The sequence below is a fragment of the Paraburkholderia kirstenboschensis genome (assembly GCF_032806925.1).
GTDB classification, from domain to species: Bacteria; Pseudomonadota; Gammaproteobacteria; order Burkholderiales; family Burkholderiaceae; genus Paraburkholderia; species Paraburkholderia kirstenboschensis.
This window is the reverse complement of record NZ_CP136513.1, coordinates 1,931,478-1,955,529: the sequence shown is the minus strand read 5'-3', so window position 1 is coordinate 1,955,529 and position 24,052 is coordinate 1,931,478. Positions and strand designations below refer to the sequence as shown.

At 62.0% G+C, this 24,052-nt stretch carries 22 protein-coding genes; 13 read left to right on the top strand and 9 right to left on the bottom strand.

Annotated features, from left to right (window positions below):
* Positions 1-44 precede the first annotated feature (44 nt).
* From lspA to RW095_RS31350, 3 genes are all read right to left on the bottom strand, one after another.
* Positions 45-551, bottom strand: a complete 507-nt coding sequence (gene lspA, locus RW095_RS31360; RefSeq protein ID WP_128585872.1) for a signal peptidase II — start codon at positions 549-551, stop codon at positions 45-47.
* Positions 552-562: 11 nt separating this feature from the next.
* The gene (gene ileS, locus RW095_RS31355) at positions 563-3,400 is read right to left on the bottom strand and encodes an isoleucine--tRNA ligase (RefSeq protein WP_317022553.1); all 2,838 of its coding nucleotides are present in this window, start codon (positions 3,398-3,400) and stop codon (positions 563-565) included.
* A gap of 165 nt (positions 3,401-3,565) precedes the next feature.
* Complete coding sequence (locus tag RW095_RS31350) at positions 3,566-4,561, bottom strand: bifunctional riboflavin kinase/FAD synthetase (RefSeq protein ID WP_317022552.1); 996 nt, start codon at positions 4,559-4,561, stop codon at positions 3,566-3,568.
* 116 nt (positions 4,562-4,677) lie between these two features.
* Here RW095_RS31350 and purN point away from each other — a divergent pair, with 116 nt between their 5' ends.
* The 6 genes from purN to nadC all read left to right on the top strand — a co-directional run bounded on the left by purN (position 4,678) and on the right by nadC (position 11,635).
* On the top strand, positions 4,678-5,331 hold the full coding sequence (purN, locus tag RW095_RS31345) for a phosphoribosylglycinamide formyltransferase (protein ID WP_317022551.1): 654 nt from the start codon (positions 4,678-4,680) through the stop codon (positions 5,329-5,331).
* Complete coding sequence (locus tag RW095_RS31340; protein WP_317022550.1) at positions 5,328-6,587, top strand: RsmB/NOP family class I SAM-dependent RNA methyltransferase; 1,260 nt, start codon at positions 5,328-5,330, stop codon at positions 6,585-6,587. Before purN ends, RW095_RS31340 begins: the two co-directional genes overlap by 4 nt.
* Positions 6,588-6,667: 80 nt before the next feature.
* On the top strand, positions 6,668-8,041 hold the full coding sequence (locus RW095_RS31335; protein WP_317022549.1) for a mechanosensitive ion channel family protein: 1,374 nt from the start codon (positions 6,668-6,670) through the stop codon (positions 8,039-8,041).
* A 201-nt stretch (positions 8,042-8,242) separates the two neighbouring features.
* On the top strand, positions 8,243-9,439 hold the full coding sequence (locus RW095_RS31330) for a DesA family fatty acid desaturase (protein ID WP_027778980.1): 1,197 nt from the start codon (positions 8,243-8,245) through the stop codon (positions 9,437-9,439).
* A 127-nt stretch (positions 9,440-9,566) separates the two neighbouring features.
* Positions 9,567-10,706, top strand: coding sequence for a quinolinate synthase NadA (nadA, locus tag RW095_RS31325; RefSeq protein WP_317022741.1), 1,140 nt, complete (start codon positions 9,567-9,569; stop codon positions 10,704-10,706).
* Entirely contained in the window at positions 10,706-11,635 is a 930-nt protein-coding gene (gene nadC, locus RW095_RS31320; protein WP_317022548.1) for a carboxylating nicotinate-nucleotide diphosphorylase, read from the top strand. The genes nadA and nadC overlap by 1 nt, the downstream gene beginning before the upstream one ends.
* A gap of 73 nt (positions 11,636-11,708) precedes the next feature.
* Here nadC and nadB read toward each other — a convergent pair whose 3' ends face one another.
* From nadB to radC, 4 genes are all read right to left on the bottom strand, one after another.
* On the bottom strand, positions 11,709-13,307 hold the full coding sequence (nadB, locus tag RW095_RS31315; protein ID WP_317022547.1) for an L-aspartate oxidase: 1,599 nt from the start codon (positions 13,305-13,307) through the stop codon (positions 11,709-11,711).
* A gap of 239 nt (positions 13,308-13,546) precedes the next feature.
* Positions 13,547-13,714, bottom strand: coding sequence for a 50S ribosomal protein L33 (gene rpmG, locus RW095_RS31310; RefSeq protein WP_007180630.1), 168 nt, complete (start codon positions 13,712-13,714; stop codon positions 13,547-13,549).
* 10 nt (positions 13,715-13,724) lie between these two features.
* Positions 13,725-13,958, bottom strand: a complete 234-nt coding sequence (gene rpmB, locus RW095_RS31305; RefSeq protein ID WP_006050117.1) for a 50S ribosomal protein L28 — start codon at positions 13,956-13,958, stop codon at positions 13,725-13,727.
* Positions 13,959-14,234: 276 nt separating this feature from the next.
* Positions 14,235-14,999 carry a RadC family protein gene (gene radC, locus RW095_RS31300; RefSeq protein WP_317022546.1) on the bottom strand — a complete coding sequence of 255 codons (765 nt, stop codon included), beginning with the start codon at positions 14,997-14,999 and terminating at the stop codon, positions 14,235-14,237.
* A gap of 178 nt (positions 15,000-15,177) precedes the next feature.
* On the opposite strand from radC, the gene RW095_RS31295 reads away from it, so the two are divergent.
* The 7 genes from RW095_RS31295 (at position 15,178) to RW095_RS31265 (ending at position 22,223) form a co-directional block, all read left to right on the top strand.
* Positions 15,178-15,633: an FKBP-type peptidyl-prolyl cis-trans isomerase gene (locus tag RW095_RS31295; protein WP_128585763.1), complete on the top strand. Its 456-nt coding sequence runs from the start codon at positions 15,178-15,180 to the stop codon at positions 15,631-15,633.
* Positions 15,634-15,635: 2 nt separating this feature from the next.
* A complete protein-coding gene (ispH, locus tag RW095_RS31290; RefSeq protein WP_317022545.1) occupies positions 15,636-16,595 on the top strand; it encodes a 4-hydroxy-3-methylbut-2-enyl diphosphate reductase in 960 nt (319 codons plus the stop codon).
* Positions 16,596-17,134: 539 nt separating this feature from the next.
* A complete protein-coding gene (locus RW095_RS31285) occupies positions 17,135-18,337 on the top strand; it encodes a branched-chain amino acid ABC transporter substrate-binding protein (RefSeq protein WP_020069106.1) in 1,203 nt (400 codons plus the stop codon).
* Positions 18,338-18,566: 229 nt separating this feature from the next.
* Positions 18,567-19,517 (top strand): branched-chain amino acid ABC transporter permease, encoded by a 951-nt coding sequence (locus RW095_RS31280; protein ID WP_013340266.1) that lies wholly within the window; start codon positions 18,567-18,569, stop codon positions 19,515-19,517.
* A 22-nt stretch (positions 19,518-19,539) separates the two neighbouring features.
* Positions 19,540-20,709, top strand: coding sequence for an ABC transporter permease subunit (locus RW095_RS31275; protein WP_128585761.1), 1,170 nt, complete (start codon positions 19,540-19,542; stop codon positions 20,707-20,709).
* 18 nt (positions 20,710-20,727) lie between these two features.
* A complete protein-coding gene (locus RW095_RS31270; protein ID WP_128595707.1) occupies positions 20,728-21,501 on the top strand; it encodes an ABC transporter ATP-binding protein in 774 nt (257 codons plus the stop codon).
* A gap of 17 nt (positions 21,502-21,518) precedes the next feature.
* A complete protein-coding gene (locus RW095_RS31265; protein WP_128595715.1) occupies positions 21,519-22,223 on the top strand; it encodes an ABC transporter ATP-binding protein in 705 nt (234 codons plus the stop codon).
* A gap of 118 nt (positions 22,224-22,341) precedes the next feature.
* On the opposite strand, the gene RW095_RS31260 is transcribed toward RW095_RS31265, so the two are convergent.
* The gene (locus RW095_RS31260) at positions 22,342-22,818 is read right to left on the bottom strand and encodes a GNAT family acetyltransferase (RefSeq protein ID WP_317022544.1); all 477 of its coding nucleotides are present in this window, start codon (positions 22,816-22,818) and stop codon (positions 22,342-22,344) included.
* Between the two features lie 12 nt (positions 22,819-22,830).
* On the bottom strand, positions 22,831-24,018 hold the full coding sequence (locus RW095_RS31255) for an acetylornithine transaminase (protein WP_317022543.1): 1,188 nt from the start codon (positions 24,016-24,018) through the stop codon (positions 22,831-22,833).
* Positions 24,019-24,052: the final 34 nt, after the last annotated feature.

Genomic DNA, 24,052 nt, shown 5'->3' with positions numbered 1-24,052 from the left:
GCGAGGCGACGTTAACTCGACGTTAGCGCGACCTTAACGCGACGTTAACGCGAGCCGCGTACGCGCCGCAACTCGTCGACCACGAGCAGGATCGCGCCGACCGTGATCGCGCTGTCGGCCAGGTTGAAGGCCGGCCAGTGCCACGCACGCACGTGGAAATCGAGGAAGTCGATCACGTGGCCGTACGCGAGCCGGTCTATCACGTTGCCGAGCGCGCCGCCGAGTATCAGCGCGAGCGCGGTGCAGAACATTTTTTGCGCGCCGTGGCGCTTGAGCAGATAGCAGATCACCAGCGCGGCAACCACGCCGAGCGCGGTGAATGCCCAGCGTTGCCAGCCGCCTGCCATTGCGAGGAAGCTGAATGCGGCGCCGCGGTTGTACACGAGAATCAGATTGAAGAACGACGTGACCTCATGCGCGACGCCGTAGGCAAACACCTTCTGCACCGCGATTTTCGTCAACTGATCGAACAGGATCACGATCAGTGCGACGCCCAGCCAGGGCGCCAGCGAACTGTTTCCGGCGGAAGCTTTCGATGTGGTTTTCGCCATGGTTCTCGCCATTATGCCGCGCTCCTCGCTTCACCGTTTCCGAACAGGTTGCTGACACAGCGGCCGCACAGCGTGGGGTGTTCCGCGTCCGCGCCCACGTCCGCGCGATAGTGCCAGCAGCGCTCGCACTTCAGATACTTCGACGTGATTACTTCGACGCCTTCTTTCGCTTCGCTCTCGACCTTGACAACGCTCGCAGCCGACGTGATCAGCACGAACTTCAGGTCGTCGCCGAGACTTGTCAGCGCGTCGTAACGTGCGCCGCTCGCGCGGATCTCCACTTCCGCCTGCAGCGACGAGCCGATCAGGTTCGCAACGCGCGCTTCTTCCAGCGCCTTCGTCACGTCGCCGCGCGCAGCGCGCAACAGCGTCCATTTATCGAGCAGCGCGCCGGCGTCCGGCACCGCCGGGAACGCGTGGTACGTCTCGGTGAAGATGGTCTCGCTGTTCGGCTGGAACACCTTCCACGCTTCTTCGGCTGTGAACGACAGGAACGGCGCCATCAGACGCAACAGGCCTTGCGCGATGTGATACAGCGCGGTTTGAGCGGAGCGGCGCGCGACGGAATCTGCGGCCGTGGTGTACAGGCGGTCTTTCAGCACGTCCAGATAGAAGCCGCCGAGGTCTTCGGAGCAGAACGTTTGCAGCTTGGCGACGACCGGGTGGAACTCGTACTTGTCGTAATGCGAGAGGATGTCGTTTTGCAGATTCGCCGACAGCGCCACCGCATAGCGGTCGATCTCAAGCCAGTCTTCAACCGGGCGCGCGTTCTTCTCGAAGTCGAAGTCCGACAGATTCGCGAGCAGGAAGCGCAGCGTGTTGCGAATGCGGCGATAGCCTTCGGTCACGCGCTTCAGGATTTCTTCTGAGATGGCGAGCTCGCCCGAGTAATCGGTCGACGCGATCCACAAGCGGATGATTTCCGCGCCGAGCCGGTTCGCCACTTCGTGCGGATCGATACCGTTGCCGAGCGACTTGCTCATCTTGCGGCCTTCGCCGTCGACGGTGAAGCCGTGTGTGAGCAGCGCGTTGTACGGCGGACGGCCGTCGAGCATCGACGCGGTCAGAAGCGACGAGTGGAACCAGCCGCGATGCTGGTCCGAGCCTTCCAGATACAGGTCGGCCGGGAATTGCAGTTCGTCTTTGTGCGAGCCGCGCAGCACATGCCAATGCGTGGTGCCGGAATCGAACCACACGTCGAGCGTGTCGCGGTTCTTTTCGTACATGTTGGCGTCGTCGCCGATCAATTCGCGCGGGTCGAGCGTTTGCCAGGCCTCGATACCGGCCTCTTCGACACGCTTCGCGACTTCCTCGAGCAACTCCAGCGTGCGCGGATGCAGTTCGCCGGTTTCCTTGTGCACGAAGAACGCCATCGGCACACCCCACTGGCGCTGACGCGACAATGTCCAGTCCGGACGGTTCGCGATCATGCTGAAGAGCCGCTGCTTGCCCCACGACGGATAAAACGCCGTGTTTTCGATACCTTCGAGTGCGGTTTCGCGCAGAGTCTTGTCGGTATCGTTCGGCTTCACGTCCATGCCGGCGAACCATTGCGACGTGGCGCGGTAGATGATCGGCGTCTTGTGGCGCCAGCAGTGCATGTAGCTGTGCGTGTACTTCTCGGTGCGCAACAGCGATCCGGCGCCTTGCAGCGCCTCGACGATCTGCGGATTGGCCGCCCAGATCGACAGGCCGCCGAACAGCGCGAGCGATTCGATGTAACGTCCGTCACCCATCACCGGATTGATGATGTCCGAGTCAGCCATGCCGTGCGCCTTGCAAGACACGAAGTCTTCTACGCCATAGGCGGGCGACGAATGCACGACACCCGTACCGGTTTCCGTCGTGACGTAATCGCCGAGATAGACCGGCGCTGTACGCTTGTAGCCAGGATGCGCTGACGCGAGCGGATGGTTAAAGCGCAGATTGACGAGCTTCGCGCCGGGCGTGGTGGCGATGACCGAGCCTTCCAGGCCGTATGTCCTCAGGCATGCTTCGACGCGCTCTTCGGCGAGGATCAGCAGCCCGCGCGGCGTGTCGACGAGCGCATAGACGATTTCCGGGTGCAGGTTCAGCGCCTGGTTGGCGGGGATGGTCCACGGCGTGGTGGTCCAGATCACGATGCCGCCTTCATTGCGCGGCAGCGCGGTGAGGCCGAACGCCTGCGCGGTCTTTTCCGGCTCGGCGAAGCTGAACAGCACGTCGATGGTCGGGTCTGTCTTGTCCTTGTACTCGACTTCAGCTTCAGCGAGCGCCGAGCCGCAATCGAAACACCAGTTGACCGGCTTCAGGCCGCGGAACACGTAGCCCTTTTCCATGATCTTCGCGAGTGCGCGGATTTCGCCGGCTTCGTTCGTGAAGTTCATCGTCTTGTACGGGTTGTCCCACTCACCGAGCACGCCCAGACGCCGGAAGCCGACCTTCTGTTTTTCGATTTGCTCGGTCGCGTAGGCACGCGCCTTCTGCATTACTTCAGCGGCGGGCAGCGACTTGCCGAACTGCTTTTCGATCTGGATTTCGATCGGCATGCCGTGGCAGTCCCAGCCCGGCACGTAGACCGCGTCGAAGCCGGCCATGTTGCGCGCCTTGACGATCATGTCCTTCAGGATCTTGTTCACCGCGTGGCCGAGGTGGATGTCGCCGTTCGCATACGGAGGACCGTCGTGCAGGATGAACTTCTTGCGGCCCTTGCTGGCGGCGCGGATCTTCTCGTAGATCTTGTGTTCCTGCCACTCCTTGACCCATTGCGGCTCGCGCTTGGGAAGGTCGCCGCGCATCGGGAACGGCGTGTCGAGCAGGTTCACGGGATAACGTGACGGCGGTTTCGAATCGGCTTTCTTGTTGCTCATGATGTGGTCGCGGTGAATTCTTTATAAGCGCAGCGGGGCGCGGGTTGCGCACGATGCGCGAGAGCGTGGGGCGCGCCCGGCAGGCATTTCGCGCGATGCACGGACGCCATTCGATGCGCGAGAGCGACGGTCCGTGCGGCAATCAGCGCGCATGGACCGCGGCGGCTATCTAATTCGGTCGGTGGCCGACGTGGCGAAACCGGTGGAACGGCTGCCCGGCGAGCCCGCGCCGACGGCCGCGAACCATGCGCGCGCGTTGGCGACGTCGCGCGCAATGGCGGCCGTGAGCGATTCGAGGTCGACGTACTTTTCCTCGTCACGCAGCTTCTTCAGGAATTCGACGCGCACGAGCTTGCCGTATGCGTCGCCGTGCCAGTCGAGCAGATGCACTTCGAGCAGCACGCGGCCGGAATCGTCGACGGTCGGGCGCAGACCGAGGCTTGCGACGCCCGGCAGCGGTTCGTCCGCCACGCCATGCACGCGCACGACGAAAATGCCTGCGAGCGCCGGGCGCTTGTGCGCGATCGGCAGGTTTAGCGTGGGAAAGCCGAGATCGCGGCCGAGCTTCATGCCGTGCACGACGTGACCGCTGATCAGATAATCGCGGCCCAGCGCGGCGCGCGCCGCGTCGAGATCGCCCGCCACCAGCGCCGCGCGCACCCCTGAGCTGGAGATACGCGCGCCGGACGGATCGGCGACCGTTGCCATTTGTTCGACTTCGAAACCGTAGAGCTGCCCCGCGGCTTTCAGCGACGCGAAGTCGCCCGCGCGCTTTGCGCCATAGCGGAAGTCGTCGCCGATCATCACCCAGCGGGCGTGCAGCCCGTTGACGATGATCCGTTCGACGAACGCATCCGGCGACTGGCTCGCGAACGTGTGATTGAAGTGCTCGACGACGACGCGGTCCACGCCGTTAGTGCGCAGCGCCTCCAGCTTGTCGCGCAGCATCGCGATGCGCGGCGGCGCGCCGGCAGGATTGAAGAACTCGCGCGGGTGCGGCTCGAAGGTCATCACGCAGACGGGCAGGCCGCGCGCGTCCGCCGCCGCGCGCACGTGCGCGAGCAAAGCCTGATGGCCGCGGTGGACACCGTCGAAGTTGCCGATGGTCAGTGCGCAGGGCGCACGGCTTTCAGCATTGGGAAGACCGCGGAAGACTCTCACGATAGCGCGTCGGGATAGAGCGGGCGAGGTGCCGCAAAACAAACGATTATAAACGCTCGGCGCACCGGACGGCGGCGCGTCGCGGTTTGGGTGCCCCCGAATGATAAAATCCGCGCATGAAAAAACTCGTCATCCTGATTTCAGGGCGGGGAAGCAACATGGAAGCCATCGTTCGAGCCTGCTCAAACGAAGGCTGGCCGGCGCAGGCCGCCGCCGTGATTGCCAACCGTCCGGATGCCGCGGGCCTTGCGTTCGCGGCGTCGCACGGCATTGCCACGGCGGTGGTCGATCACCGCCAGTTTCCCGATCGCGACAGCTTCGACTGCGCGCTCGCTGAACAAATCGATCGCTTCTCGCCCGATCTCGTAGCGCTCGCAGGCTTCATGCGCGTGCTGACAGACGATTTCGTCGATCGTTATGCGGGGCGCATGTTGAACGTGCACCCGTCGCTGCTGCCGAGCTTTCCGGGACTGAAAACGCATCAGCAGGCGCTCGACGCCGGCGTGCGCCTGCACGGCGCGTCGGTGCATTTCGTTACTTCGCAGCTCGATCACGGGCCGATCGTCGCGCAGTCGGCGGTGCCCGTCGAAGCCGGCGATACGCCGGCCATGCTTGCCGAGCGCGTGCTCGCGACCGAACACATTATTTATCCACGCGCGGTGCGCTGGTTCGTCGAAGGGCGTCTCGCCCTGGATGGCCTGCGTGTCACGCTTACGCCGCCGGAGCCGCAATGGCTCTTTGCCGGTCACACCGCCGGAGAGGGCGCATGAGATTACATGGTTTTCTGATTGGACAAACTGAGACTTTGCTGGCCGAAGTCCTACGACTGAACGGCCCTGCCGACGCTACCACGAGCCGTTTTTTCCGCGCGCATCCGAAGCTCGGGCACGGCGAGCGCGGCGTAATTGCCGAGGCGGTCTTCGCGGTGTTGCGTCGCCGGATGGAGTTCGCGCACCTGGCCGAAAGCGGCGCGGGCAGCCCCGCCCGCCGCATGGCCTTGCTCGGCCTCATGCAGACGGCCGGCCGCACGGCGCTCAAGCCGTTCGTGTCGGACGCGGAGTCGAAATGGCTCGAACACGTCGCGATGATCGACCCGGAAAGCTTGCCGCTGCGGATTCGCCTGAACCTGCCCGACTGGATCTATCAGGCGCTCGCCAAGCGTTTTGAACCCGCCGAACTGGCGCAGCTGGCTGCCGCGCTGAACTACCCGGCGCCTTTGGATCTGCGCGCGAACCCCATCAAGGCGAGCCGCGACGACGTGCTGAACGCGCTGTCGAAAGCCGGCATCGAAGGCGGCGCAACGCCGTTCGCGCCGTTCGGCGTGCGGGTGGTGGGCAAGCCGCCGCTCACCAAGCTCGACGCGTTCCAGCAGGGTTGGGTCGAGGTGCAGGACGAGGGCAGCCAGTTGCTGTGCTCGCTGGTTGCGCCCAAGCGCGGCGAGATGATCGTCGACTTCTGCGCGGGCGCAGGCGGCAAGACCCTCGCGCTCGGCGCGGCGATGCGCTCGACCGGGCGTCTGTACGCGTTCGACATCTCCGAGCGGCGCCTCGCCAAGCTCAAACCGCGGCTTGCTCGCAGCGGTCTGTCGAACGTGAATCCGGTGTTGATCGACAGTGAGCACGACGCCAAGATCAAGCGGCTTGCAGGCAAGATCGACCGCGTGCTGGTCGACGCGCCGTGCAGCGGTTTGGGCACGCTGCGCCGCAATCCGGACCTGAAATGGCGCCAGTCGCCGGAGTCTGTCGCCGAACTCGCGCCCAAGCAGGCGTCGATTCTGGCGAGCGCGTCGCGTCTGGTGAAGAAGGGCGGCCGCCTCGTGTATGCGACCTGCTCGATCCTGGAAGCGGAAAACGAAGCGGTCGTTCAGCAGTTCCTCGCCGATCATCCGGACTTTGCGCTCGTCCCCGCGCGCGAGGTGCTGGCCGAGCAGCGCATCGATCTCGAAATGGACGATTACCTGTCGCTCTGGCCGCACCGCCACGCGACCGACGGCTTTTTCGCGGCCGTTCTCGAACGCCAGAGTTGAGCTCGCAGTAAGCCAGCCGGCTCGCGGATCGATTATCCGAACCGCGAGCCGAACCGCGAGCCGGTCATTCCGGCGACATCATGCAAAACCGTATCTTTTCTCATCTGTTCGGCGATCTCGCGCGCGACTTCGGCCAGCCAGTCATGCTCTGGCAAGTGGGCGTGCTGGTCGCCACGCTCGCGCTCGCCTGGTTGCTCGCCCGGCTGTTGCGCCGCGCGCTCGATTTGCGCCGTCAGACCCGCTATCAGACGCTGCGCTTTGGCGCGGAAAGCCTGAACCGCGCGTTTTTCCCGCTGATCGGCGCCGTGCTGGTCTGGGTCGCGCGGGCGATCGCGGGCCAGTTCATCCACACGTCGCTGCTCGATCTCGCGTTGGTGCCGCTCTTCGGCATCGGCTTGATTTACATCGTGTTTTTCTTCGCGCGGCGCGTCTTCAGCCATGACGGGGAGACGCACCCGTGGCTTTTCCTCGTCGAAAAAATCGTTTCTCTGGGCGTCTGGGTCGCCATGGTGCTCACCGTGATGGGCATTCAGGACGACGTGATCGCGTGGATGGCGAGCGTGCACTTTCGCGTCGCGAATGCGCACATGACGCTGCTCTCGCTCGTCACGGGCCTGCTGTGGGTCTGCGTGACGATGATCGTCGCAATGTGGCTCGGCTCGGCGTTCGAAGACCGTCTGATGCGCGCCGCGACGCTCGACGCGAATCTGAAAGTCGTAGCGGCGCGTCTCGGCCGCGCGGCCTTCGTGCTGGCGGCGGTGTTGATCAGCCTGTCGCTGGTGGGCATCGACATCACCGTGCTCGGCGTATTCGGCGGTGCTCTGGGCGTGGGGCTGGGTTTTGGTTTGCAGAAGATCGCCAGCAACTATGTGTCGGGCTTCATTATCCTGATCGACCGGTCGCTGCGGATCGGCGACACGATCAACGTGAGCGGCCTGCAAGGCATGGTCACGCAGATCCGCACCCGATATACGGTTGTGCGCGGGCTTGACGGCATCGAAACACCGATTCCCAACGAAAAACTGATTACCGACGTAGTGCAGAACCAGTCGTCGTATCTGACGCGTGGCTATGCGAAGGCGGCCGTGCAGATCGCCTACACCGCCGATGTCGAGCAAGCCATGGCGCTCCTCGCCCAAGCAGCGGAAGGCGTGCCCCGCGTACTGACGGACCCGGCGCCCACGCCTTATCTCGTGGGCTTTGGCGCCGATGGCATCAACCTGGAACTGGGCTTCTGGATTGCAGATGCGGCAACGGGCACATCTGCCGTCCGCTCGGCAGTCAATCGCAGCATCTGGCAGCTTTTTTCCGCACACGGCATCTCCATTCCTTTCGCGCAACGCGAAGTCCGGATCATCGGCAATGCTGCTGACGCGGCAAATGTCGGCGGCGTGTTCTCCAAAACGGTAACTGTGACCGCCGCTGCGGCGAATCAGGCAGGTGGCGCTATTTAGCGGGCACTCGCGAGGCACTGAAGAGTCTAACGGTCTTGCTGCGGGCGTGCTGGCGTTGATGCTGCACAAAAAATCCCTATTTGTTACAAACACTTGGAACGCTTCAAGTAGAATGTCGTCCAATCCCGCTGTATGCTTTCACTTTCTTGACACGCGCAGTTCGCGGGTGTCTCGTGTCTCTCGTTCCACAGGTAAATTGCCTTGTTGAATTCTTTGCTCGATTTTCTTGCCCACGGTCTGATGCGCTTCTCGTGGTGGCAACTTGTTCTGTACACGCTCGCCGTGACGCACGTCACAATTATCGGCGTGACGGTGTATCTGCATCGCTGCCAGGCGCATCGCGCGCTGGAGTTGCATCCTGTCGTCAGTCATTTTTTCCGGTTCTGGCTGTGGATGACCACGGGCATGCTGACCGGCCAATGGGCGGCCATCCACCGTAAGCACCACGCCAAGTGCGAAACGGAAGAAGATCCGCACAGCCCGCAAACGCGCGGCATCTGGAAGGTGCTGCTCGAAGGCGCGGAACTTTACCGCACGGAAGCGAAAAACGAAGAGACGATGCGCAAGTTCAGTCACGGCACGCCGAACGACTGGATGGAACGCAACGTCTACACGAAATACCCGATTCTGGGCGTGAGCCTGATGATGGTGCTGAACGTCGCGCTGTTCGGCGTTGTCGGCCTGACCATCTGGGCCGTACAAATGGTGTGGATTCCGTTCTGGGCAGCCGGCGTGGTCAACGGTCTCGCGCACTTCTGGGGTTATCGCAACTTCAACTCGTCGGACGCAAGCACGAACATCTTCCCGTGGGGCATCATCATCGGCGGTGAAGAGCTGCACAATAATCACCACACGTACGCCACGTCGGCGAAGCTGTCGAACAAGTGGTACGAGTTCGACATCGGCTGGATGTACATCCGCATCATGTCGGCATTCCGCCTCGCCAAGGTGAAGAAGGTCGCGCCTACGCCGCGTCTAACCACGGGCAAGATGGTGCTCGATCAGGACACGTTGCAGGCCGTGCTGGCTAACCGTTACGAAGTGATGGCACGTTACGGCAAGGCGCTCAAGCGCGCGTATCGTCAGGAACTCGCGCATCTGAAGGAAGTGGGCGCGCGCGAGAAGTATCAGGTCATGCGCGGTGCGCGCAGCTGGTTCCACAAAGAAGAAGCGGGGCTCGACGAGCCGCAGAAGCGTCTGTTGCCGCAAATCTTCGCGAACAGCCAGAAATTGAAGACGTACATCGACATGCGCAACGAACTTGCGTCGATGTGGGAGCGCTCGAACGCGTCGCGCGATCAGTTGCTGGTGCAATTGCAGGACTGGTGTCATCGCGCCGAAGCGAGCGGCATTAAAGCGCTGCAGGAGTTCGCAATGCGACTGCGCCGTTATGCTTAGCCACGAAATCCATTAAAATTTCGTTACGTCACAAAACCCCGCGTTGGCGGGGTTTTGCTTTTTGGGCCGCGGAATTTGCATGACGCGATGGGTATTCCACGGCGGCAAAGCGAGGGCAGAGAAGATCATGGATCAGCAGGCGATCAAGGCCGTCGAATACGACCGGCCGCAGTCACAGGGCACATCCTGTGGGATCGGGCAGGCGTGGGCGAAGGTGCCCGACGTGCCGTCGGCGCAGGAGAAAGTGGCGCTGAAAGAGCGCATTCGCGCATTGCTCAAACGCGAGAAGGCCGTGCTCGTCGCCCACTACTATGTCGACGCTGAATTGCAGGAGCTAGCCGACGAAACCGGCGGCTGCGTGGCCGATTCACTCGAAATGGCCCGCTTCGGGCGCGACCACGAGGCGCAAACCCTCGTGGTGGCGGGAGTGCGCTTCATGGGCGAGACAGCGAAGATTTTGAGCCCGGACAAGCGCATCTTGATGCCGGATCTCGACGCAACATGCTCGCTGGACCTCGGCTGTCCGGTAGATGAATTTTCGGCTTTCTGCGACGCGCATCCGGACCGCACGGTGGTCGTTTATGCGAATACGAGTGCGGCCGTTAAAGCCCGCGCAGACTGGATGGTGACTTCGTCGATTGGGCTCGAGATCGTTGCTGACCTTCACGCGCGCGGCGAAAAGATCATTTGGGCACCGGACCGGCACCTCGGCGGTTACATCCAGAGCAAGACCGGCGCGGACATGTTGATGTGGCAGGGCTCGTGTCTCGTGCACGACGAATTCAAAGGCATCGAACTCGATTTGCTGCGCGCCGAATATCCGGGCGCGAAAGTCCTGGTTCATCCGGAGTCTCCTGCCAACGTGGTTGCGCAAGCGGACGTCGTCGGTTCCACGACGCAGTTGATCGCTGCCGCGCAGGAGCTGGATGCGACGCACTTCATCGTGGCAACGGACCTCGGCATCCTGCATAAGATGCAGCTCGCCGCGCCTGGCAAGACGTTGATCGCCGCGCCTACGGCCGGCAACAGCGCGACATGCAAGAGCTGCGCGCATTGCCCGTGGATGGCTATGAACGGCCTCGCGAATCTCGCCGACGTCCTTGAGCGCGCTCATAACGAGATTTTCGTCGGGCGCGCTGTTGGCGAGCGGGCGCGTGTGCCAATCGACCGCATGCTCGACTTTGCGGCGCGTCACAAGAAACGCGTGCAGGCAAGCGGCGATCTGGCGCGCGACGCGCAGTTGTATTCGAACGTGGGGGCCGCCTGATGAACGCGGCAACGCAGAGTTCAGCAGAGCCCCGTTCGGCCTCATATAGCCAAGCCGAAGCCGTGTCGCCGCTCTTCGCCGAGATCCATGCGCAATACGGCGCGGCGTTCGACGCAGCGCTCGCGCGCAACGTCGCCGACGCACTCGCGGAGGACGTCGGCACGGGTGACCAGACCGGCCGCCTCGTCCCCGCCGATGAAGTGCGCCACGCGCGCGTCGTCGTCCGTGAGCATGCGGTGTTGTGCGGCGTGCCGTGGTTCAACGCGGTCTTGCGGCAAGTGGACTCGCGGATCGAGGTGCAGTGGCTTTACCGTGAAGGCGACCGGATGATGGCGGACACTCCCGTGTGCGAACTGCGTGGACCGGTCCGTGCGCTGCTCACTGCCGAGCGCAACGCGCTTAACTTCCTTCAGCTTCTATCAGGCGTGGCGAGCGCCACGCGCCGGTATGTGGATGCGATCGCCCATACGCGTACCCGCATTCTCGATACGCGGAAGACGTTGCCCGGCTTGCGGCTGGCGCAGAAATACGCGGTGCGCGTGGGCGGCGGAGCGAATCAACGGCTCGCTTTGTATGACGGCATTCTGATCAAGGAAAACCACATTGCCGCCGCTGGCGGAGTAGGAGCGGCCATGGGCGCGGCGCTTGCGCTCAACGCGGGCGTCTCTATCCAGATCGAAGTCGAGACGCTCGAGCAGTTGGAAACGGCATTGGCGCATCGCGCGCAGTCCATTCTGCTCGACAATTTCTCGTTCGATGCAATGCGCGAAGCAGTGCGTATCACCGCCGGGCGCGCCGTACTGGAAGTGTCGGGCGGAGTGAACTTCGAGACGGTGCGGACTATCGCGGAAACGGGCGTCGACCGCGTGTCGATCGGCGCTCTGACAAAAGACGTCCGAGCAACCGATTACTCGTTGCGTATCGTCTGACGGAAGTTTGCCTCCGTCGTGTTCATAAAACGCCATCGCCGGCCTGGGGCCGGTGATGGCGTTTTAACTTCCATCACACGTTGCGGTTGCGTACGTGTTCGGGCGAGAGCACAGTTGGCAGCGCTTTGGGCAGGGTTGCCGGCCAGTCGCGGCTGAAATGCAGGCCGCGGCTTTCGCGCCGCGAGCGAGCGCCGTCCACGATCAACGAGGCTACGTCCACGAGATTGCGCAACTCGAGCAAATCGCGGCTCACCTTGAAGTTCGCGTAGTACTCGTGGATCTCGTCGCGCAATAGTGCCAGCCGGTGTTTGGCTCGCGCGAGGCGTTTGTCCGTGCGCACGATGCCGACGTAGTTCCACATGAGCCGGCGAACCTCATCCCAATTGTGCGCGACGACCACTTCTTCGTCGGGGTCCGAAACGCGGCTCTCATCCCAGTCTGGCAAAGGCGCGTGGACGGCGCCGCAGAATCCTTCTTCGTCGATCGCGCGCGCTGCCGAGCGGCCAAGCACGAGACACTCGAGCAATGAATTGCTGGCAAGGCGGTTGGCGCCGTGCAATCCAGTGCAAGATGTTTCGCCGACTGCATAGAGGCCCGCAAGATCCGTGCGGCCGGCTAGGTCGGTTACCACGCCACCACACGTGTAGTGCGCCGCCGGTACTACGGGGATCGGTTGCTTCGTGATGTCGATGCCGAATTCGAGGCACCGAGCGAGGATCGTCGGAAAATGTTCGCGAAGAAAATCCGCCGGCTGATGGCTGATGTCGAGATACACGCAATCGATGCCGCGTTTCTTGATCTCGAAGTCGATCGCGCGCGCCACGATGTCGCGCGGCGCGAGCTCAGCGCGTTCATCGTGATTCGGCATGAACCGCGTGCCGTCCGGCAGCTTCAGGACGCCGCCTTCGCCGCGCACCGCTTCAGAGATCAGAAACGACTTCGCGTACGGATGGAAGAGGCAGGTGGGGTGGAACTGGATGAACTCCATGTTCGACACCCGGCAGCCTGCACGCCATGCCATTGCGATGCCGTCGCCCGTCGCGGTATCGGGATTTGTCGTGTACAGATACACCTTGCCGGCGCCGCCGGTGGCGAGCACGGTGTGCGGCGCCTCGATCGTGACGGTGCGTCCGTTTTGCACGTCCAGCGCGTAAAGACCATGGCAACGGCGGCCGGGCAGTCCCAGCCGGTCGGACGTGATCAGGTCGATTGCGTAGTGATCTTCCAGCAGCGTGATGTTCGGATGCTGCCGCACACGCTCGCTCAGCGTGGCGACTACCGCATGGCCCGTCGCATCCGCCGCATGAATGATCCGCCGATGGCTATGGCCGCCTTCCCGAGTCAGATGGAAGCCGAGCTCCGCCGAGTCGTCTTTGGTGAATGGCACGCCCTGTTCGATCAGCCATTCGATCGCAGCGCGCCCGTGCTCGACGATGAAGCGCGTCGCGGCTTCATCACATAGGCCGGCGCCTGCAACGAGCGTATCGCGCACGTGATTCTCGATGCTGTCCGCAGAATCGAGCACCGCGGCAATGCCGCCTTGCGCCCAATCGCTCGCACCCTCGGTTATCGACCGCTTGGCGATCACCGCGACCCGCCGCGTCTGCGCGAGATTGAGCGCGACGCTCAGCCCCGCCAGACCGCTACCGACAATCGCCACATCGAATTCCATTGCTCGCATCTCCGTCTTTCGTTTTGCCGTGGCAGCGTGCCATTTACGCGCTGCTAAAACGGGAAAGGATACGCGCCGCGACGGTCGAGGGAAAGCTGGCTGAACGGTATAGGAATCTGTTATCGCGGAAGATGGCGATCCAAGGTTGGCTGTTTTGGTAAGCGAAAACAAAAAAGCCTCGCACGAATGCGAGGCTTCTTGTGTATGTCTTGCCGTCGTCAGGCGGCAGGAGCCAAGACTTATTTAATCTTGGTTTCCTTGTACTCAACATGCTTACGGACGACCGGATCAAACTTCTTGATCAGCATCTTTTCCGGCATGTTGCGTTTGTTCTTCGTCGTCGTGTAGAAGTGACCCGTGCCTGCGGTCGATTCCAGCTTGATCTTGTCGCGTGCGCCTTTCGCCATGATTTACTCCTTAGGCTTCACCGCGTGCGCGCAGATCTGCGAGCACAGCGTCGATACCGTTCTTGTCGATCAGGCGCAGGCCGGCGTTCGAAATACGCAGACGCACCCAACGGTTTTCGCTTTCCACCCAAATGCGGCGGCTTTGCAGGTTCGGCAGGAACCGGCGCTTGGTTTTGTTGTTCGCGTGGGAAACGTTGTTGCCGCTCATCGGCGCTTTCCCAGTTACTTGGCATACGCGTGCCATGAGAGCACTCCTAATACGCTAATTCTGAGTTCGAACGCCGTGAAAGTTTCCCGAAAAGAGTCGCGCTGAATCAGACACGCATCCTTTCCGGAACGCCTTGGTGGCTTCGGAACAGGGGGTTGGAAATAGGCAAACCGGAATTCTAGCAGAAAAAAAGCCGCAAAATCAAACCTTATTTGCGACGGCAAGACACCGCGCAGCGCCTTTTGCGTTGCCGTTCGCGCTTTTTCATACTGTTTCAAGGCGAGCTTGCGGGCGCCTTCGCATGGCCCAGCGTCAGGGCCAGCCGTCCCGGGCAAAGGAGTATACGCTGTCGGAGCCGATTACCAGATGATCGACCAGTTGAACGTCGATTAACGCCAGCGCTTCGCGCAGCGTGCGCGTCAGGCTGCAGTCGCTCGCGCTCGGCCGCACAGCGCCGGACGGATGATTATGCGCGACGATCAGGCTCGCGGCATTGAGCGTCAACGCGCGCCGCACGATCTCGCGCGGATACACCGCCATGCGCGTGAGCGTGCCGCGCGCGCTTTCCTCGCTGCGGATCAGCCGGTGCCGCGCGTCGAGAAACAGCGACACGAATACTTCGTGCGGACGGCCGCCTATCAGAAGGCGCAGATAGTTTTCGACGGCCTGAGGAGAATTCATGAGCGAACGGCGGCGCATTTTGTCGACGAGCGAGCGGCGCGCCATTTCCATGATGGCGAGCAGTTGCGCTTTTTTCGCGGGCCCGATGCCGCGCAGCCCGTCGAAGTCCGTGTAAGTCGCATCGAGCATCGCGCGCAGCGAGCCGAAACGGTCTAGCAGTTCGTGAGCCACGCTGAACACATCGTGGCCCGGCAGGCCGGAGCCGAGAACCAGCACGATCATCTCGGTGTCCGACAGCACGCCGGGGCCCTGGTCGACTAGCCGCTCACGCGGCATGTCACGTTTGGGCCATTTGCGCCTTCGACGCAATCTGCCCGCCGCGGGAGCCGGAGCAACCTGCGGCGAACGAGCGTCATCCAACATTGGTTCGTCGATCGTCGACGCATAATCAGACATATACAGACAATTCCTTCGCTTGGGGTTCAGGCCCGGTGCGCGCGACGGACGCAAGCCGAGGCCCGCCATGTGGCTTACAATAGACACTTTGCGCACGGCACGCCGACGGTTTGCCGCACGCGTCGGCTGCGCCCCGCGGCGCACGCGTGAGAGCGCGCTACGACTGAGCGAGCATTGCATGAGCATCATCGACATTTCCGAAGTGAAGCCCGGTTCACATGTGACGCTTCACTACCGGCTTTCCCTTGCCGATGGCGCCGAAGTCATCAACACCTTCAACGACAAGCCTGCCACGCTGCTGCTCGGTGCGGGACAACTCGCACCGCCGCTGGAAGACATTCTGATGGGTTTGAAGGTCGGCCACCATTCGACCTTTCAGCTAGCCCCCGGGGCCGCATTTGGTCCGCGCAATCCGGAGTTGATCCAGCGCGTGTCTCTGGCCACGCTGCGGGAAAACAGCATGATCGGCGAGGATTTTTCGCCAGGCGACCTGGTCGAATTCAACGCTCCGGGCGGCGGCCGCTACGCTGGCGTTCTGAAAGAAGTGAACGAAACGTCGGCCCTATTCGATTTCAACCACCCGCTTGCTGGCCAGGCGCTGGCATTCGAAGTGAAAATCATCGGGATTCTCTAAACATGACCATCGCGGATACGACCCTTGCCGAAACGGAGATCCTGCTGGCTCAGCCGCGCGGGTTCTGTGCCGGCGTAGATCGGGCTATCGAGATCGTCGAACGCGCCATCAAGCTGCACGGCTCGCCGATCTACGTGCGTCACGAAATCGTCCATAACGCCTACGTCGTCGAAGATCTGCGCAAGAAGGGCGCTATTTTCATCGAGCGTCTGGAAGAGGTGCCCTCCGGCAATACGGTCATCTTCAGCGCGCACGGTGTCTCGAAAGCGGTGCGCAGCGAGGCCGAGTCGCGCGGGCTGCGCGTCTACGACGCGACCTGTCCGCTCGTCACCAAGGTGCACATCGAGGTCGCGAAGATGCGGCAAGACGGCTTCGACATTGTCATGATCGGCCACAAAGGCCATCCGGAAGTGGAAGGCACGATGGGCCAGGCGGGCGAGGGCATGTACCTCGTCGAAGACATCGAAGACGTGCAGGCACTGCAACTGGCCCACCCGGAGCGGATCGCGTTCGTCACGCAAACCACGCTTTCCGTCGACGACGCAGCGGAGATCATCGGCGCGCTCAAGGCGAAATATCCGTCCATTCGCGAGCCGAAAAAGCAGGACATCTGTTACGCCACGCAAAACCGCCAGGACGCCGTGAAATTCATGGCGCCGCAGTGCGACCTGGTGATCGTGGTCGGCAGCCCCAACAGTTCGAACTCCAACCGGCTGCGCGAACTGGCCGAAAAGCTCGGCGTGCCTTCCTATATGGTGGATTCACCCGACCAGATCGATCCGGCATGGGTCGAGGGCAAGCGCCGGATCGGCGTGACTGCCGGTGCCTCGGCTCCCGAAGTGCTGGCGCAGGCTGTGATTGCTCGCCTGCGCGAGCTTGGCGTGAGCAACGTGCGCGCGCTCGAGGGCATCGAGGAAAACATCGCGTTCCCGTTGCCTCGCGGCTTGGGTCTGCCAGCCTGACAGTTCTGTATCGATCTAATGTCGCGCGCCCATGGGCGCGCTTTTTTTTTGCCCATAGACAGCGAGTGCCGGCGGTTAATTGGTGCCATATCGATGGAAACACCCGCTTTCCGGGCGTCCGCTTCGATAAATATTCGCAAATCCGATCCGGTATTTAATTGAGTTTCGATGCATGTGGCCCCGTTTTATGAGGCTTGAACCGGCCGCAAACTATTTTGACGCACTAACATGGTGCCGACAGCGAAACATCGCGGCTCAGATATGACTTAAGCCAAACCGCAGTGCAGGCGGGCCTCGGACGAAGCGTCTACAACACTTGATGCCATTGGGTCCCACGCTGGTGCAACTGATGCACGAAAATCAGTCGCAACCGGGTTGCTCCTTTAGCGTTAGTGCTGTCTTGAAATGCGGTTGCAATGCAGGAAAACCCTGCCGGTTCAACAATATTGCCCGTCGCAAAATTGGAGTTACAATGCGCGCGTTCTCAAGGCCTTAGGGTCCCGAACAATAGATTTTGCAAGGCGCGGGAGACCTATTTAATGCGAGTCAAGTTTGCTTACGCCGTGTCCATCGCGGCCGCGGTTGCGATGTTGACCGCGTGCGGCAAAAAACAGGATGGCGAGGCGGGAGCAGGAGCATCGGCGGCAGTGGCGGCGTCCGCTGCGCCGGCGAGCGAAGCAATCGTCGTGAAGATCGGCCATGCAGCCCCGCTGACGGGCGGCATCGCGCATCTGGGCAAGGACAATGAAAACGGCGCGCGTCTCGCGGTCGAGGAAATCAATGCACAAGGCCTGACGATCGACGGCCACAAGATCGACTTGCAGCTCGACGCGCAAGACGACGCGGCCGATCCGAAGGCCGGTACGGCGGTCGCTCAGAAGCTGGTGGACGATCACGTGGTGGCCGTTGTCGGGCATCTGAATTCGGGTGTTTCGATTCCGGCTTCGAAGATTTATAGCGACGCAAGCATCGTGCAGATCTCGCCCTCGTCGACGAACCCGGCGTACACGCAGCAAGGTTTCAAGACGACCTACCGCGTCGTCGCGACCGACGCGCAGCAAGGTCCGGCGCTCGCCAATTACGCCACGAAGGCGTTGGGCGCCAAACGCATCGCCGTAGTGGACGATGCAACCGCCTACGGTAAGGGGCTCGCGGACGAATTCGCGAAGACCGTCGAGGCGAGCGGAGCGAAGATCGTCGCGCGGGAAGCGACGAACGACCGGGCCACGGACTTCCGGGCCATCCTCACAAAGATCAAGAGTGTTCATCCGGACGCCATCATGTTCGGCGGCATGGACGCGACGGGCGGGCCGTTTGCCAAACAGGCGGCGGCGCTCGGTATCAGGGCAAAAATCCTTGGCGGCGACGGCGTGTGTACCGACAAGGTGGGGGAGCTGGCGGGAACCGCCGTGCAAAACCTGGTCTGTTCGGAAGCGGGACTCGCGCTTTCGAAAATGGACAGGGGAGCGGACTTCGAGAAGAAGTACGTGGACCGCTTCCACACGCCGGTGCAGATTTACGCACCGTTCACGTATGACGCTGTGTACGTGATTGTCGATGCAATGAAGCGCGCTAATTCGATCGAGGCGCCCAAGGTGCTGGCTGCGATGCCGTCCACCGATTACAACGGGGTAATCGGCCGCATCGCGTTCGACGACAAGGGTGATTTGAAAGAGGGCGCCATTACGCTTTACGACTTCAAGGACGGCAAGAAAGCGGTTCTCGACGTCGTGAAGATGTGATGACGGGACGTTCAGCCTGACGGCACCGAACCACCCAACGGTGCCGTTTTTGCATCCGCTGAAGGCGAGCCTGCGACTGTGACCCAGTCGTCTGGGCAAACCGGCGGCGGATAAACCCTTACCGGTCTTTTACATCAGTACCCGCAGTGCCGTTGAGATTCCGTAACGCATCACCGCCCACCGGCTGATGAAGAGCGCGAATCCAGTCGCACGGGCTAAGGAGCATTAAATGGATATCTTCATCCAGCAGATCCTAAACGGACTGGTGCTGGGCAGCGTTTATGCCATCATCGCACTGGGCTATACGATGGTTTACGGCATTCTTGGCATCATCAACTTCGCTCACGGCGATGTGTTGATGGTCGGCGCGATGGTCGCGCTCTCCGCCATAGGCGTGCTGCAAAACCACTTCCCCGGCCTGGGGAATGTGCCCACGCTGTGCATCGCGCTGGCAATCGCCGCCGTGGTATGCGCGGTGGTGGGCTACACGATCGAGCGCGTGGCTTACCGGCCGCTGCGCAAGGCGCCGCGTCTCGCTCCGCTGATCACCGCGATCGGCGTGTCGATCCTGCTGCAAACGCTCGCCATGATGATCTGGTCGCGCAACCCGCTGCCTTTCCCGCAGCTTCTGCCCACCGATCCGCTGAACGTGATCAAGGCCACCGACACGACGCCTGGCGCCGTGATCTCGATGACTGAAATCGTGATCATCGTCGTCGCGTTCCTCGTCATGGCAGGCCTGCTGCTGCTCGTGCACAAGACCAAGCTCGGCCGCGCGATGCGCGCAATCGCCGAGAACCCGGGCGTTGCTTCGCTGATGGGCGTGAACCCGAACTTCGTGATCTCGGCCACCTTCATGATCGGCTCGGCGCTTGCTGCGCTCGCCGGCGTGATGATCGCATCCGAATACGGCAACGCGCACTTCTACATGGGCTTCATCCCCGGCCTGAAGGCCTTTACCGCGGCGGTGCTCGGCGGTATCGGCAATCTCGGCGGCGCGATGGTCGGCGGCGTGATTCTGGGACTGATCGAACAGTTGGGCGCCGGCTATATCGGCAACCTGACCGGTGGTGTGTTCGGCAGTAACTATCAGGACGTGTTCGCGTTCATCGTGCTGATCATCGTGCTGGTGTTCCGTCCGTCGGGTCTGCTCGGCGAACGCGTTGCGGATCGCGCTTGATCCAGGCCAAGGAGTAAATCAAATGACCTCAATTCAACCGATCGAGCCGTCCACGACGCTCATTCCCGAGAAGAACCTGGCGAAGACGCTGACGGTCGGCATCATCACCGCGTTCTTCGTGATCGCCGCGCCGATGATCATCGGCACCGCCGGCGGCAACTACTGGGTTCGCGTGCTCGACTTCGCGATGCTGTACGTGATGCTGGCACTCGGTCTCAATGTCGTGGTCGGCTTTGCCGGCCTGCTCGACCTGGGTTATATCGCCTTTTACGCGGTTGGCGCCTACACCGCGGCGCTGTTGTCCTCGCCGCATCTGACGTCGCAGTTCGAGTGGATCGCGCATCTCGCGCCGAACGGGCTGCACCTGCCGTTCCTGCTCATCGTGCCATGCGCGATGGGGGTGGCGGCGTTCTTCGGCGTGATACTCGGGGCGCCGACGCTGCGTCTGCGAGGCGACTACCTCGCTATCGTGACGTTGGGCTTCGGGGAAATCGTCCGGATCTTCCTGAACAACCTCGACCGTCCGGTGAATATCACCAACGGCCCGAAAGGCATTACCGGGATCGATTCGGTGCACTTCGGCGACTTCAGTCTCGCGCAGACGCACTCGCTGTTCGGCTTCCAGTTCCCGTCGGTGTACTCGTACTACTACCTGTTCGTGCTTGCTGCGCTTCTCGTGATCTGGGTGTGTACGCGTTTGCAGCACTCGCGTATCGGCCGCGCATGGGCCGCGATTCGCGAAGACGAAATCGCCGCCAAGGCGATGGGCATCAACACGCGTAACGTCAAGCTGCTCGCGTTCGCGATGGGTGCGTCGTTCGGCGGCCTGTCGGGCGCGATGTTCGGCGCGTTCCAGGGCTTCGTGTCGCCGGAATCGTTCACGCTGCCGGAGTCGATCGTCGTGCTGGCGTGCGTGGTGTTGGGCGGCATGGGCCACATCCCGGGCGTGATTCTCGGCGCGGTGCTGCTCGCCGTCCTGCCGGAATTCCTGCGCTCGACGATGGGTCCGCTGCAGCACATGCTCTTCGGCCATGAAATCGTCGACACGGAAGTGATCCGTCAGCTGGTCTACGCACTCGCGATGGTGCTGATCATGCTGTATCGCTCGGAAGGCCTGTGGCCGTCGCCGAAGCACGAAGACAAGATTGCGAAACTGTCGAAGCGTGGCGGCAAGAAGCCGGTGCGCGCCTGACGGACAGGGAGAAAAAACATGAGCGATAACATTCGACTGTCGGTGAAGGGCGTCAACAAGCGCTTCGGCGGTTTGCAGGCACTGTCCGACGTCGGCCTGGAAATCAAGGCCGGCCAGATTTATGGTCTGATCGGCCCGAACGGCGCCGGCAAGACAACCTTCTTCAACGTGATCACGGGCCTGTACACGCCCGACTCGGGCGACTTCAAACTCGACGGCCAGAACTACACGCCGACCGCGGTGTATCAGGTGGCGAAGGCGGGCATTGCCCGTACGTTCCAGAACATCCGTCTCTTTGGCGGCATGACCGCTCTCGAAAACGTGATGGTCGGCCGCCATGTGCGCACGAAGCACGGCCTCCTGGGCGCGGTGTTCCAGACGCCGGCCGAGCGCAAGGAAGAGCGTGAGATCAAGGAACGCGCGGTCGAACTGCTGGAGTACGTCGGCATTGCGCAGTACGCGGACTACACGTCGCGCAATCTCTCGTATGGCCATCAGCGCCGCCTTGAAATTGCGCGCGCGCTTGCAACCGATCCTAAGCTGCTCGCGCTCGACGAACCCGCTGCCGGCATGAACGCAACGGAAAAAGTCGAACTCACGCGACTGCTCGACAAGATCCGCGCCGACGGCAAGACGATCCTGCTGATCGAACACGACGTGAAGCTCGTGATGGGTCTGTGCAACCAGATGACGGTGCTCGACTACGGCAAGGTGATTGCGCAAGGGCTGCCGCAAGACGTGCAGAAGGATCCGAAGGTGATCGAAGCTTATCTGGGTGCAGGAGTCCACTGATGTCCACGACGCAAGCAATGTTGAAAATCAAGGGCCTGCAGGTCAATTACGGCGGCATCCAGGCAGTCAAGGGCATTGACCTCGAGGTTGGGCAGGGCGAACTGGTCACGCTGATCGGCGCGAACGGCGCGGGCAAGACCACGACGATGAAGGCGATCACGGGGCTCAAGCCGTATGCCGCAGGCGACATCGAGTACATGGGTCAGTCGATCAAGGGCGTGCCGCCGCATGAGCTTCTGAAGCGCGGCCTCGCGATGGTGCCGGAAGGTCGCGGTATCTTCGCGCGCATGTCGATCGTCGAGAACATGCAGATGGGCGCGTATCTGCGCAGCGACAACGACGGCATCAAGGCCGACGTCGACCGCATGTTCGGCTTCTTTCCGCGTCTGAAAGAACGCGCCACGCAATACGCGGGCACGCTCTCGGGCGGCGAACAGCAGATGCTGGCGATGGCGCGAGCGATCATCTCTCGTCCCAAGCTGTTGCTGCTGGATGAACCGTCGATGGGCTTGTCGCCGATCATGGTCGAGAAGATCTTCGAAGTGGTGCGCGCAATTTCCGGCGAAGGCATGACCGTGCTGCTCGTCGAGCAGAACGCGCGTCTCGCGCTGCAGGCGGCGAACCGCGGCTATGTGATGGACTCGGGTCTCGTCACAATGTCCGGCGACGCGAAGCAGATGCTGGATGATCCGAAGGTGCGGGCAGCTTATCTGGGTGAATGAGTTGGGTGAATGAATTGGGTGAGTAACCCTTCAAGCTGAACTGCCGATGAAAAAAGGCCGCATGCGTGAGTCAAACGCATGCGGCCTTTTGTTTTGCGACGCATGACGCGCCTGAATACTAAACCGGCGTCGAATCCGCCAACTCACCAAGACGTTTGCCGAAACTGACCACCGCATCCGCGCGATAACCGAGCGCCTCGTAAAACGCGCGGACGTCGCTCTTCGCGGACAACACCTGCAGGTTCAGCTTCGGACAGCCAAGCGCCGTCAGCGCGTCTTCGACGTGCGAGACCAGACGCGAGCCGATGCCATGCCGCCGCAACGACTCGTCCACCGCGAGCGAGTAAAGCCAGCCGCGGTGGCCGTCATAGCCGCCCATCACGGTGCCGACGACTCGCTCATCCAGCATCGCCACAAAGAACAGCTCGGGCTGCGTTGCGAGCTTGTTCGCAATCGACAGATGCGGGTTGCGCTGCGGCTTCGTCACCTCCCTGTACTCAGGGAAGGCCTGCTGCCACAGCGCGACCACCGCGCCGGTGTCGCGCGCGTCGAAGCGGCGGATAGCGAAGAGCGTTGCGGTCGCGGTCGTCGTCATACGCGTCCTGGTTCAGTTCAGCGTGTCGAGGATCGAACGCAGCATCGCCATCATCTGGTCGATCTCTTCGTTCGTGACGTTCAGTGCAGGCATGAAGCGCAGCAGGTTCGGGCGCGCCGCGTTCAGCAGGAGACCGTCGGGCTGCATGTCACGCGCCTTTTCGACGATCTGGTTGCCGATGTCCTTGCCGAGCAGCAGTGCACGCAACAGACCTTCGCCGCGCTCGCCCTTAAAGCCGCGCTCTTCCGACAACTCGAGCAGCTTCGCGCGCAGATACTCGCCGCGCGCACGCACGCCTTCGAGGAAACCCGGCGCGGTGAGTTGCGAGATCACCGAGTAACCGACCGCGGTCATCAACGGGTTGCCGTTGTACGTGCCGCCCTGGTCGCCCGCTTCGAACACGGCGACTTCGGCTTTCGCGAGCAGCGCCGCGAGCGGCACGCCGCCGCCGATACCTTTGCCGAGCGTCATGATGTCCGGCTCGATCCCCGACAACTCGTAGGCGAACAGCGTACCTGCACGACCGCAGCCGCTTTGCACTTCGTCGACGATCAGCAGCACATTGTGCTTGCGGGTCAGCTCGCGCAGTTGCTGCATGAACTCGCGCGTAGCCGGAATCACGCCGCCTTCGCCCTGGATCGGTTCGAGCATCACTGCGACCGTCTTCGCGTTGATGAGCTTTTCCACCGACGCGATGTCGTTCAGATCCGCTTTCGGGAAGCCCGGCACTTGCGGCGCGTAGATCGTGTCCCAGCCCGGCTTGCCGCTTGCCGACATCGTGGCGAGCGTGCGGCCGTGGAAACTATGATCGAACGTGATGATTTCGAATGCGCCGTCTTTGAACTTCTTGCCCCACTTGCGCGCGAGCTTGATCGCGCCTTCGTTCGCTTCGGCACCGCTGTTCGCGAAGAACACCTTGTCGAAGCAGCTATGCTGCGTGAGCAGCGCCGCGAGCCTCGCCATCGGCTCGTTGTAGAAAGCCGGTGACGGATTGAAGAGCAGCTTCGCCTGCTGGTTCAGCGCTTCGATCATGCCTTCGTTGCAATGACCGAGGCAATTGACCGCCCAGCCCTGAATGAAGTCCAGGTATCGCTTGCCGTTGTTGTCGTAGAGCCACGAGCCCTTGCCGTGCGTGAAAACGATTTCGGGCCGGTTGGTGATGTACATCAGCGACTCGATCGGATATTCCTTGAAATTCATGACGGCAGGCTCCAGACAGCGGGTAAGAGGTGGA